Genomic DNA, 12,791 nt, shown 5'->3' with positions numbered 1-12,791 from the left:
ATTGGGAATGGGGAATGGGGAATGGGGTAATTATTCCCTCGTATTTCCAACTCTTGTACAGACGCGATGAATCGCGTCTCTCCTAATTCAGCTATTAATCGCGTCTCTCCTAGGTCGATATATAAACTACAAGAGACTACAAGACTTTGCACTGACCATGATGCCGTAACAAATGGTCACATAGTACCAACGCCACCATAGCCTCAACCATTGGCACTGCACGCGGTAATACACAAGGATCGTGTCGTCCTTTTGCTGCTAATAGCGTTTCTTCGCCCTCACGAGTTACAGTCTTCTGCTCTTTTCTAATTGTTGCTGTCGGCTTAAATGCAACTCGCAAAATAATATTTTCGCCGTTGGAAATCCCGCCTTGAATACCGCCAGAACGGTTTGTTACTGTACGGATTTCACCATTTTGATCGATATAAAATTCGTCGTTATGCTCAATTCCCGTTAGTAGCGTTCCCGCAAAACCGGAACCAATTTCAAAGCCTTTGCTAGCAGGGAGAGACATGACACCCTTAGCGATATCAGCTTCTAATTTATCAAATACTGGTTCGCCCAAACCTTTCGGCACATTTCGCGCCACACATTCTACGACACCGCCGATCGAATCACCTTGTCTACCTATTTGCTCAATTAATTCAATCATGCGATCGCCACATTCAGCATCGGGACAGCGAACGATATTGCTTTCTACTTGCTCTAAGGTGACAGTATTTGGATCGACTACACCTTCTAAGTCTTTGATGCGCTTAACGTAAGCAATAATTTCGACATTGGCAACTTGACGGAGAATTTTTTTAGCGATCGCACCGGCTGCTACTCTCCCGATTGTCTCACGCGCTGACGACCTACCCCCACCTTGCCAATTGCGAATGCCATATTTTGCATCATAGGTTGCATCAGCATGAGAAGGCCGATACTTTTGTGCCATCTCGTCGTAATCTTGGGGACGAGTATCTTGATTGCGTACCAAAATTGTTATAGGCGTTCCCAGTGTTTTGCCTTCAAATACTCCTGACAGAATCTCGCAGGTATCAGCTTCTTTGCGAGGAGTCGTAATTTTACTTTGTCCCGGCCGCCTTCTATCTAGTTCTACCTGAATTTCTTCTGCCGAAATTTCTAGTTGGGGAGGACAACCATCAATCACAACTCCCACACCGCCGCCGTGAGACTCGCCAAAAGTACTAATGCGAAATAAATGACCAAAAATATTGCCCATGATTTTGAGGAAAAAGGTGAGGCTTATGTATTCTACCTAGAGTTCTTCAAAAGTTTGTCTTTGCTTTTTGCAGAATTCTTCGCTATTTTCTAGTATTTATGCAACAGTATCATGGCAGTTCTGGTGATGAAAGCGGACGCATATAATTATCTGCTCAAAGAGCAAATGGTTACACCTGCGAGGAAATCTAACAAATTCACAACAGCTTAATTAGGGGTTAACCGATAGATATAGTAGATATAGTGAAAAAATTAAGCTCTTTTGCCAACCACAACTGTCACAAAAGTACAAACCAAAAAAATACGGTATCAGGCTTCTATTTTATACCTATCATCTATCCAAACTCTTTCAAAATTATGGAGTGGCAATTTAACACTATCTCGCAATGGTCGTTGTGCATTGTTAGAGTTTTGTTTTGGTAGCTTGGACTAATTTGCATTTAATAGCAATGAATCTTTTCCGTGGCTTGGACGAATTTGGCGTTGCCGTAGCCTCGGTCATAAGCGGCAAGTAGTCTTTTGCCTAACTCACGAGTTACTTATAGAGGTTTCTCATTCGCTCAACATCCTTGACAAAAGTACATTTCCATAAGATGCACTCATGTAACCGTTGTCTGCGATCGCCTATAGCCATTTACAATACGTAAGTAAGACAAATGACGTAATAACAAGGCTTATAGGCATCAATTCTGAAAAATAAAGAAAAAAATAATTACTAATTGCTTAAAAATTCCGGTTTTTTTGGCTTTGGGATGATAAATAAAAATAATAGCGTTGAATGTCATGCTTCCTGCTGCGAAGGATTACTGAAATTCTTTGCTGCTTTCAGGATGAATACTGAGCATCAAATAACATCTGCCGCCAATCAGTTTTTTGCTGGAGATGCTGCTACATCAAAAGGCTCTACCACAAAACTTGCTCTAGATGTATCTAAGTAACTATGCTGATAAAGTGTAAAGATGTCACCGTATCTAGGAGTGAATTTTAAAGCAATCGTAAAGGATTTTGTACCATTTTGGCAGGTTTTTATCGGAAAGATGAGATATTAGTAGATTGTACAAATCTTTATTGTTATTTACTATCTACCGACAACTGCTAAGTACAAGCAAATACCGACACAGATAAGTTTAAGTAATTTAATGAAGTAGGAAATAATACATGGTATTATCACTGTCTTCTCATAACGTTATCCAGTATCTGCAAGAAGCGGGGCTGTGTAGCTCAGAAGATGACGCATCAGATAAATCTGAGTTGCCAGGAAGTAGTAAGAACAGTTTCGATTTACTCGTGACTCTAGCAGATAATCGTAAACTGCTCATTAAACAAGAACGTAACGTTAAAAGCAATGACGGCGCTCCTCATGAATTGTTTCAGGAGTGGCTATTTCATCAGTTGCTCCAACAGTTTCCAGTTCTCGGCAATATTTCCCCGATCGCACCGTTGGTAGTTCATTTTGACGAAGAAAATTCCATCCTTGTCCGCAACTACTCAAGTGAATATCGGGAACTTGCGACATTGTACCACAACAATGATATTTTTCCACAAGAAATTGCCACTGCGATTGGCACTACTTTAGCGGGACTCCATCGCGCAACCTACAACCGCCGAGAATATCGGGATTTTATGGCAACTGCTCCCCAAGGAGAGTTTCGCTATGGCTTTTACAATCCGGCGCAAGGGGTAGAGTCAATTGGGCCGGAGATTTTTGGGACGGTTCCCACGGATGCGCTGAAATTTTATTTACTCTACCAGCAATCGGAGAGTTTGGAATCTGCGATCGCAGATTTAGCGTATGACTGGAATCCCTGCTGCTTGACTCACAACGACCTGAAATTGAACAACATCTTGGTTCATTCCAGGTGGGAAAAACTAGACAATTGCCTAGTAAGACTAATTAATTGGGAAGCTTGTTCTTGGGGAGATCCAGCTTTTGATTTAGGGACTTTACTAGCAAGCTATTTACGAATTTGGCTCAATAGCCTCGTCGTAGATCCCACGATTGAGTTACAAGAATCTCTACATCTGGCTTTGACACCGTTGGAGAGTTTGCAACCTTCAATTATTGCCCTCATTAGGGGTTATCTAAATGCTTTCCCAATGATTTTGGAATACCGCAGTGACTTTATTGTGCGCGTTATCCAGTTTGCAGGACTGGCACTAATTCATCAAATTCAGGATATGATTACCTGCCGGAAATCTTTTAATAATGCTGATATTTGTATGCTCCAAGTGGCTAAAAGTTTACTCACTATGCCACAGCAAGGTGTACTAACTATTTTCGGAATATCAGAGTCAGAAATCCTTAATCCTGTAGGGACAGTTCATAAACTTCCTCAGCCTGTAAAAGAGCCACAGCTACTTCGTCTTTATTACGAAAAAACTCGGCTTCGTGGTTGTTAATAGCAGGGAGCAGAACAATTATGAATTCTGACTCACCTCTCCTGCCGGAGACGCTGCGCGAACGACTCCGCTCGGCGACCACCTGACTCCTGAATTCTGTTTTAAAGTTTGAGTTCTAAATGGATTAATGCTAAATTACTCTATCAATCAACCGCTAAATTCTCTATTCGATATTGCTAAGAATATTCAGATTGAGCCAAATTTTTGTATTTATCATCCCAATTATCAACCCTTTGCTCTGCCGACTAAAGTAGCCGATAGATTTCAGCAAAATTCTGTAGATTTACAACAGAAATATCTAACTCTACTGCTGCGAAACTTTCTTTATGGGATCTATTACAATGGCTCTCTACAAAGTACTTTAGCAGTCAATACTGATAGTAGTAATTGCCCATCAAAGCATAATTTAGTAGATAATTCCATCTTAGAAATTGATTGGAATTTTTACGAGCATCTACACGCCAGTAATCACGGCATAGGTTACTTTGACCCTCGATGGCAGGTATTGCGAAAAGAACCTGATGGGACTATGGCTGTGACTAAAGGCGGTTTAACACTTTATGTTGAGCCAGACTGCCATCTCAAATCCAGCAAAAAATCTACCAAAGTGGGCGACATGGTAGCAATCTGGATGCCCAAAAATCGATTGCAAAATGGCTCTTACTTGGCAGTTAGTAATGTCGGACAGGAACGGCAAAGCAACCCCGATGCTGATTTGGGAGCAGGGCGAATTTACTTTAACTTTACGCCATCTGGTGCGATCGCTCTTATGGAAAGCTTGACACTGCAATTGAATGTAGCTTCCATTCCCTTTAGCTTTCAGGTTCTTCACAACCCTTCTGCTTATGGACGCTATGATTCGGGGCTACTCTACTTTGAACTCCCCGACTATCCAGCAATTCGTACAATCCTTCAGGCTATTTATTCAGAAAATCAATCCCATTTCCAGCCCGAAATTCCTTTGTTTACAAAATTTTTAGCTCCAGGTTTAGGTTTAGCTGAGGAACCAACCCAAAAATTTGCCGCACAAGAAAGTTTTGGGATGAACCGTTGCCAAATTGTCGCTAATGCTTTGTTGGAAGCTTGGCAAAAGGGTAAGAATGCAATGGAGGAACGGATGAAGGTTATTGACCAACACTTTGCGCGACACCTAATAGATTTGCAGCGTCCTTACCTCAATCCCAGTTCAGAAGATATATATAAACCCTTAAATTGATAGGAAATGTTGCAGGGAGCAGGGAGCAGGGAGCAGGGAGCAGGGGAGGTAGGGGGAGTAGGGGAAGCATAACTATTGGTTATTAAGCAATTCCCAATTCCCAATTCCCAATGCCCAATTCCCAATGCCCAATTCCCAATGCCCAATTCAAAATTCCACAATTACCGGCGTATGGTCGCTGGGTTGGGTTAATTTTCTGGGTTCGACATCAATAATACAACTTGTAGCACGCTCATACAGCACGGGTGTGAGATAGTGATGGTCAATCCGCCAACCTAAGTTGCGACGAAAGGCGGCGGCGCGATAATCCCACCAGCTATAATTTCCGCCTTCTGTGGTGAATTTGCGAAAAGCATCGGCAAACCCTAGTTGCAGAATCTCGCGCAAGGCTTGACGCTCGGTTTCTGTTGCCATAATGTGATTTTCTGTACTCACTTGTTCGTGAATATCCTTGTCTTCTAGGGCGATGTTGAAGTCACCGCACACACAAATTGCAGGTTCTGACAGCGAAAGCAATCGCAAATACTCGTGTAGCGCTGTTAACCAGCGCAGTTTGTATTCATATTTTTCAGTTCCTACTGCTGCACCGTTGGGAACGTATAAGTTAACAATCCGAACACCATCAATTACACCTGTTATTACCCGTTTTTGCTCATCCCATTCGTGGTGTAAATCTGGCAAAATCGCCCTAAACCCGCTACTTACGTTTAAAAGTGGCTGGCGGCTAATCAGGGCTACGCCGTTATAAGATTTCTGTCCTGATATATAAAGGTTATAGCCCAACTGCTCAAAAGGCGATCGCGGAAACTCGGCATCCGCAACTTTGGTTTCTTGTAAGCAGAGAACATCAACGGGATTGTTAGTTAACCAATCAGTAACCTGTTCGAGACGAGTGCGAATTGAGTTGACGTTCCAAGTAGCGATTTTCATTAGTTATCAGAATTTTTTGAAACTTAATAATTACAAATTGTGTAATTATTGTACAATTACTTAATATTTATAATTTCTTTTGCATTTTCCAATTACGTTTAAACAAACCTTTAATCATTTGATCCCATTGAATATTTTAGTATTGTCAGCTACCAAATATTCAATTTTGTAAGTTCTGCTACAAAATATTCTACTTCATTATGATCCCCAAGACAGATGCAACAACTAATTGATTAGTTATACGTTAGAAATGTAACTCAGGGCTGACTTTTGCCGAATAGTCCTTTATATTTGTAGACAGAAAATTTGCGGGACGGTTAATCGGTATTGCGCTTTTGGTAGCCTGTTAGGTTAATTTAAATGTCAAAATAGTAAGTACAAATGCTCTGTTCTCATACAATAATGATGCAACTCATTATATTGAGGACAATTTCATAGACCGAACCAAAAAAACTTATGAAAATCGCTCAAGTTGCCCCCTTATGGGAAAGGGTTCCACCTCCTAGTTATGGAGGAATAGAACTGGTAGTGAGTCGCTTGACTGATGAACTTGTTCGTCGCGGTCATGAGGTAACATTATTTGCCTCTGGCGATTCTCAAACTTTGGCTCATTTAGAAGCAGTATATCCACGTGCATTGCGCTTAGACCCGAATGTTAAAGAGTATGCAGTGTACGAAATGCTAGAACTGAGCCAAGTTTACCAACGTGCTAAAGAATTCGATCTTATCCATTCTCATGTAGGGATTTCGGCATTACCTTTAGCGAGTTTCATAACAGCAACTTCTACGGTGCATACCCTGCACAATAATTTTACCAACGACACCCGTCACGCATTTAGCTACTACCAGAAGCAACCATACATCAGTATTAGTAACTCACAGCGTCAAGTCGATCTCAATTATGTTGGCACTGTTTATAACGGAATTGAGCTAGCAGATTATCCTTTCGTAGCCCAACCGTCAGAACCTCCATATTTGGCATTTTTAGGCCGTTTTTCGCCAGAAAAAGGGCCACATCAGGCGATCGCTATTGCAAAGCAGAGTGGTTGGCGCTTGAAGATGGCAGGAAAGGTTGATGTCGGCGACTCTAAGTTTTTTGAACAAGAGATTGCCCCCCACATTGATGGTCAGCAAATTGAATATCTCGGCGAAATTAACCACGCCGAAAAAACTGAACTTCTGGGCAATGCTGCCATAACTCTTTTTCCCATTAACTGGCAAGAACCTTTTGGATTAGTGATGACTGAATCAATGGCAACTGGTACACCAGTAATTGCCATGAATTTCGGCTCAGTACCTGAAGTAATTGCCCACGGTAAAACAGGTTTTATCTGCAAAAGCTATGCAGAAATGACGGCAATGATTCCCCTAGCTTTGGAACTCAATCGTCAAACCTGTCGAAAACATGTAGAAAGCAACTTTAGTGTTAACCAAATGGTTAACGGATATGAAGCTATTTACAGACAAATTATTAAAGACCGCATAGAATCGAATGGTCGCATTCATGCTACGAAAATACATTTTTAATCAACTGCTTTTTCTTGCTGAATTTAAACAACAAATTTTTTTAAGGAGGACATTGGTATGAGTACGAGAGCCAACACTTGCCCATGTTGCGGTGGTTCCCTCCTGCGTCATGCCCGTCATGGTGAACTATATTGGTTTTGCCTGTCGTGCCGACAAGAAGTACCGTTATTAACTGTTATCCGCTTACCTAATGTGGATACCCGGAACACCGGAGTTGTTCCTCAGCCAGTGGTAAATACCTAGTTCTTGCAATTTTTAAATAGATAAAACTTGACTAGAAATCAATACTGATTTGTTTAGACCTATAAATTAGCTTCAACTGGTAAAATCGGATGGAGCTAATTGATAGGTTTAAAGCTTTGTTAGCAGCGTTACTTTATGGGCAAGAAGATTTACGGTTAGAGCAAGTTTCTGACCCCACACCGGCGGCTGGCGAAGTTGTGATTCAAGTGGGGGCAGCAACAACTTGTGGTACAGATTTGAAGGTTTGGCGGCGTGGTGGTCATGCCAAGATGTTGAAACCGCCGACGCTATTTGGTCACGAAGCTGCTGGACGAATTGTTGCCTTGGGTGCAGGCGTTACAAATTGGCAAGTGGGCGATCGCATCGTTGCTAATAATTCTGCCCCCTGCATGAAGTGCTTTTTTTGTCAACGCCAAGAGTATTCTTTATGCCCGAATCTGACCTGGAATAACGGGACTTTTGCGGAATACTTGAAAATTCCTGCACCGATAGTAGAGCATAATTTATTGCAGATTCCCGATGAGTTGCCGTGGGAATTAGCAGCGATGACGGAACCGTTAGCTTGTGTTTTACATGGTGTAGCCCGTTCTAATATCAAGCCCAAAGATCAAGTAGTCGTCTTAGGAGATGGGGCGATTGGGCTAATGTTTGTGGCGGCGTTGAGTGAGAAAGCTGAGGTGTTGCTATGGGGAGGTAATCACCATCGGCTAGAAATTGGTCAGAAATTGGGTGCAACCCAGACTTTTAATTATCATCAAATCCCGGATATTCCCAATTTGGTGAAAGAACTTACCCAAGGACGGGGCGCAGATGTAGTGATTGAAGCCACAGGTGTACCAAGTGTTTGGGAAACTGCGATCGCCTGCGCCCGTCCTGGTGCAACAGTTAACTTATTCGGTGGATGTCCACGAGATACCAGCATTACCGTCAATACAGAACAGCTACACTACAGCGAACTGACAATCAAAGGCGTGTTTCACAATACACCAGAGTATGTGCGGGAGGCGTTGGCACTGATCGCTAGTCGCAAAATACCCTTTGAGTTACTTATTAGTGAACAGCGGCCATTAAAAGATTTAGAACAGGTGTTTTGTGAGATGAAGGCGCGACAAGTAATTAAGGCAGCAATGATTCCTTAGATCATATTAGTTAAAGTGTGAGCAAGAATTTAATAACCAATACCCAATGTCCCATGACGGCAGTTGCTCCACTTGGGGAAACCCCAGACGCTCGATGACTCGCTACCGCTTCGCTATCGCGCAGCGTCTCGCAGAGAAGACCGCACTGCCTCCCCAATGCCCCATGCCCTACTTAAAGACGATTAATTTCTTTTGTAACTAACTTCCAGCCTTCAGCTTGGTCAATTAACTTCATCGAATCTAATTGGAGATTGTTCAAAGCCGATGCATGAAGTAGAAAGTAGGGTTGCCCGTTGTAATGCCAATAATATTCCAGTTCGCCAACAGAAGCGGGAATAATGGTGCGATCGCTATAATAATCCAACGAGGGACGATGGTAGGCAAAAGATGTGTAAATCTTCCTCGTAGCCGGATTTGCCCGCACAATCATGGCGGCGACTGGTTTAACTGGATAGGCTTCAGATAATTCCCAAACCCAGTAGTTAGATTTCATTAACAGCAGCAGCGAAAGGTAACTTCCCCAAAACAAAATCTTCAGAAATTGCCCGTCGCCTCGTTCTGCCAAAATAGCTGCTAAGGTCATAGTTAAAGCGACTGCGGCAAAAATCAGTTGTAAATCTGTTTGTGATGTTGTACCCCAACTGAAATAAATGCTACCAGCAGAAGCAACTACAGCAAGTATCGCCAAACCAGCAACCCAAGCGCGGGGATAGGATGAAAGTAAAGGCGAATTTTCTGTCTCTGATAACTGGATACCAAAAGCTAAAGCTAAACTGGGGTAAATGGGGAATAAATACCAGGGGACTTTGGTAATCATGAAAGAAATTACCAATAGATAAACACCACTCCATGCCATTACTAGTTTTGCCCAGCTAAGGTTGCGATTTTCCCAGGTTAAGCGGACAGTTTGCGGTAAAAATAATAGCCAGGGCCATGTGTATTTGAGAAGTTCAATCACATAATACCAAGGTGGTTCAGGATTACCCTCTACAAATGAGCCAATTCGACCGAGTGATGGGTTTACAAGCCCAACTTGGGCGAAAGTGTAACCATAATGAATTAGTTGCGCGCTATACCAACCAGCTACAGGCACAATGCCAATGAAGATTGCTATCCACAGATAGTAGCAGGTGAGCAGCCGTGGCGTATCCCAAAACAAAAATACGATCGCGATCGCACCTAGCAATACACCTAGCAGTCCTTGAGTTAGGCAAATTAACCCAAAACTGACACCAACACCAAGGCAATAACGTAAATCTCGGCGCGATCGCAACACGCACAACATCATCACCATCAAAAAACTTACCATCGCCCCATCCAACATTGCCAGCCGCCCATGACGCACCACAGGTAGCATTGTTAGATAAATTAAGGCGCTATAAATAGCAGCCCAACGTTGGCGAAATATCTCTCGAGCAATGCAATACAGTAAAGGTACAGATGTCGCTGTTAAAATTGCTCCAGGTAGACGAGTTGTCAACTCATTTTCGCCTCCAAGAGAATAAGCCCAAGCAATGAGCAAATGCATCAAAGGCGGCTTGTTATGATATGGTTCGCCTCCTAGCGTTGGGAAAAGCCAACGCATTGAACCTGCTGGAGCGTGCCAAATTTCACGAGCAACCTGTGCCACAGTCCCTTCATCCCAATCTCGCAGGGGCAATCCTCCCAGATTGATGCTAAACAGTAATACTGCTGCCAACAGCAATACTATTAGCCATACCCAATCAATCCATCTGCCAACCGTGCGATGCTGTTTTTCTAGATGACTCCAAATAAAGCTTCCTTCTTGCATATTCTATGTTAATCATTTTACTTGCTGGTTTGATTACATAGAGATCAAAGCGAATCTCCAATGTTGCCACCCAGTAGCAACGTATATTCTTAACAATTGCTAGTTTCCAAGATTAACTCAACTTTATCTAATTAGCGCTATTTTTTGAAAAATTTATCTTAACTATTGAAATAACATATAAATCGGGAAATGATAAAAATAATACAGTCAAAAAATTATTTGTCACCTGTTGTTTAGTCCGTAAATTAACTTGTATTTATTTTTTTGAACATGATGCTTAGTTTAATTTTTATCTACCTAATTTTTATCTAGATAAATTCAGAAATATATGGAACATTTGTTGCAGTGGTTTAAGGACGTGCTGAATACTTAAAAAAATTAGTTTTAATTTATTTGGATAATAATATGACTTACGCAAACAATAGCCAAAACCCTGATAATTCGGTAAGGGCAAGCTACTGCGACACGCTGCGCGAACGTACAAAAGAGGCTTCCCGCAGAATATTACCCCTAGTGCATATACTTTTGGGTGAATCCTTAAGTAATTACCAACATTTTTTAAATCTTCCGGTTCGTTAGCATCTTACCTTGGAATTTATTCTAAGGCTAATAGCCTTTTTTAAAGCCTCTGGCTAGAAATGCTCATCATTGCCTCTGCCGAAAGTTAACAGACAGAGCCTCATTTTACGCATTCCCATTCGAAGGCTGGGAACGAGATAACGAGATACACTAATGAGCCATAGAATTGAATAGTAGAAACGTTTTCTTAATCACAGTTAGGTAAATTTTAGAATTAATTAATGGTTAGATAGTGAATAATTTAGCTATTGCCAAGGATATGTTTTTTGTTTTTGATATTGTTATTAAAAAATGAAAATAACTTGTAATTGTAGCTCTTTATTCTGAATAGTAATCTTAATCTGTCTGATAAATTCTCGAAAGTAAAATCGTCGCTCTGTTTCCGACAAATCTAACCAAAATTGGGGTATTGAAACAGCTTGAGCAACAGAACGCAAATTGACTGGGGGAAGAGTCGCCAACTTTGCTTCAAGTGCAGAAATTTCTGTGCGGAGTTTGTAAGCCCTTAATTTTGCTGTTTCAACATCTAAAATTCCAGTTTCGATTAAAGCAGGTAACTGAGCAAGTATTTCTTGCTGACGAGCGATCGCTTGCCCTAAATTATTCTTGACTGCATCCAATTGGGGAAAATTCACCCCCGCGACAGCTAAGGGTAAGTCACGGCAAACGGTTTCAATTGTATGTTCCAACACTTCTTGGTAGGGAATAGCCTTACACTTGGGGCTTTGAGGACAGCTAGTAGAACGCAAATAAAGATACTCCTTATCTTGGTTGCGTTGGGTGACACGAGTAACTGTCAAATGTGACTGACACTCAGCACAGACAACCAACCCAGCTAAAGAACGTTTAGCACTAGCAGTTCGGGATGGTAAACGGCTATTACGGCGTAAAAGTCGGTCAACTTGGGCTGCTTCTTCTTTAGAAATTATCGGAATATGTGTATTAGAGATAATTTCACCATTTTGGTAAGCTGTATTGCCGCGATAAACTGGATTAGTCAACCAGCGTCGCCCAGTTGTGACAGAGATTTTTTTGCCGTATTTTTTCGCCAAGTAACGAACCGAACCCCGCAGGGAACCGTAGAGTAAAAAGTGTTCAAAAAAATCTTTGACTACTGGTGAAGTACTGCGATCAACAGTATATTTTCCCTTACCTCTGCGATAGCCGTAGGGAACTTTGCCGGGTGGCGGCGCAACCTCAAGACGATTACGGGCGTGTCCTTGACGGATGCGACGACTACGTTGTTGACGTTGGATTGCATTTAGCAAATTCAGCAAATCAGCACCCAGAGGGTAATTTTCGGAAGTATAGGGCTGTTCTGTGGCGATAATCGCTACTCCCATCGCTTCGAGTTTATGTAAGCGATCGCTAATTTCCTCTACAGTATCCCCTAATTCTTCCAGTCGCCGAATCAAGAGATAATCTGCTGATTCAGTTTCGCAATCGGTAAATAATTGTTGTAATTGCGATCGCGTAGCGTGTCCAGAAGACTCTGGCCTACCCAAATCTTCATAAACCCGATCCACCTCCCATCCCCAATCAGCTTGATCGGGAGAAGATTCTAATAGCGGATTGGTGTAAGAGTAAGCAATTATTTTCATTGGTCATTGGTCATTGGTCATTGGTCATTGGTCATTGGTCATTGGTCATTGGTCATTGGTCATTGGTCATTGGTCAATGGTCAAGAATCAATAAATAGTTCTTCTTCCCCTGCCTTCTCTGACCCCTGCTCTGCCCTCTG

10 protein-coding genes are annotated in these 12,791 nt (G+C 42.0%); 6 read left to right on the top strand and 4 right to left on the bottom strand.

The features are described from left to right. Window positions 1-136 precede the first annotated feature (136 nt). Window positions 137-1,225 (bottom strand): chorismate synthase, encoded by a 1,089-nt coding sequence (aroC, locus tag G1O98_RS31460; RefSeq protein ID WP_163936638.1) that lies wholly within the window; start codon window positions 1,223-1,225, stop codon window positions 137-139. A 751-nt stretch (window positions 1,226-1,976) separates the two neighbouring features. Between aroC and G1O98_RS31455 the strand changes: the two genes are divergently transcribed. The 3 genes from G1O98_RS31455 to G1O98_RS31445 all read left to right on the top strand — a co-directional run bounded on the left by G1O98_RS31455 (window position 1,977) and on the right by G1O98_RS31445 (window position 4,840). Beyond that, window positions 1,977-2,162 (top strand): hypothetical protein, encoded by a 186-nt coding sequence (locus tag G1O98_RS31455; protein WP_163936635.1) that lies wholly within the window; start codon window positions 1,977-1,979, stop codon window positions 2,160-2,162. A gap of 220 nt (window positions 2,163-2,382) precedes the next feature. Then, window positions 2,383-3,624, top strand: a complete 1,242-nt coding sequence (locus tag G1O98_RS31450) for an aminoglycoside phosphotransferase family protein (RefSeq protein WP_163936632.1) — start codon at window positions 2,383-2,385, stop codon at window positions 3,622-3,624. A 127-nt stretch (window positions 3,625-3,751) separates the two neighbouring features. Continuing rightward, window positions 3,752-4,840: a T3SS effector HopA1 family protein gene (locus G1O98_RS31445; protein ID WP_163936629.1), complete on the top strand. Its 1,089-nt coding sequence runs from the start codon at window positions 3,752-3,754 to the stop codon at window positions 4,838-4,840. Window positions 4,841-4,987: 147 nt separating this feature from the next. Here G1O98_RS31445 and xth read toward each other — a convergent pair whose 3' ends face one another. Continuing rightward, complete coding sequence (gene xth, locus G1O98_RS31440) at window positions 4,988-5,770, bottom strand: exodeoxyribonuclease III (protein ID WP_163936626.1); 783 nt, start codon at window positions 5,768-5,770, stop codon at window positions 4,988-4,990. A 456-nt stretch (window positions 5,771-6,226) separates the two neighbouring features. Here xth and G1O98_RS31435 point away from each other — a divergent pair, with 456 nt between their 5' ends. The 3 genes from G1O98_RS31435 (at window position 6,227) to G1O98_RS31425 (ending at window position 8,679) form a co-directional block, all read left to right on the top strand. Continuing rightward, window positions 6,227-7,297 carry a glycosyltransferase family 4 protein gene (locus G1O98_RS31435; RefSeq protein WP_163936624.1) on the top strand — a complete coding sequence of 357 codons (1,071 nt, stop codon included), beginning with the start codon at window positions 6,227-6,229 and terminating at the stop codon, window positions 7,295-7,297. A 57-nt stretch (window positions 7,298-7,354) separates the two neighbouring features. Further along, complete coding sequence (locus G1O98_RS31430; protein ID WP_083782393.1) at window positions 7,355-7,540, top strand: hypothetical protein; 186 nt, start codon at window positions 7,355-7,357, stop codon at window positions 7,538-7,540. A gap of 116 nt (window positions 7,541-7,656) precedes the next feature. Next, window positions 7,657-8,679 carry an alcohol dehydrogenase catalytic domain-containing protein gene (locus tag G1O98_RS31425; RefSeq protein WP_163936642.1) on the top strand — a complete coding sequence of 341 codons (1,023 nt, stop codon included), beginning with the start codon at window positions 7,657-7,659 and terminating at the stop codon, window positions 8,677-8,679. 172 nt (window positions 8,680-8,851) lie between these two features. On the opposite strand, the gene G1O98_RS31420 is transcribed toward G1O98_RS31425, so the two are convergent. Together G1O98_RS31420 and G1O98_RS31415 are read right to left on the bottom strand one after the other, a co-directional pair. After that, window positions 8,852-10,471 carry a glycosyltransferase family 39 protein gene (locus tag G1O98_RS31420; protein WP_163936621.1) on the bottom strand — a complete coding sequence of 540 codons (1,620 nt, stop codon included), beginning with the start codon at window positions 10,469-10,471 and terminating at the stop codon, window positions 8,852-8,854. Between the two features lie 863 nt (window positions 10,472-11,334). After that, the gene (locus G1O98_RS31415; protein WP_163936618.1) at window positions 11,335-12,651 is read right to left on the bottom strand and encodes a recombinase family protein; all 1,317 of its coding nucleotides are present in this window, start codon (window positions 12,649-12,651) and stop codon (window positions 11,335-11,337) included. Window positions 12,652-12,791 lie beyond the last annotated feature (140 nt).

The organism is Nostoc sp. UIC 10630, assembly GCF_010747425.1.
Taxonomy (GTDB): domain Bacteria; phylum Cyanobacteriota; class Cyanobacteriia; order Cyanobacteriales; family Nostocaceae; genus Nostoc.
Note: the sequence above shows the minus strand (reverse complement) of the source record. Positions and strands in the feature narration are given on the sequence as shown.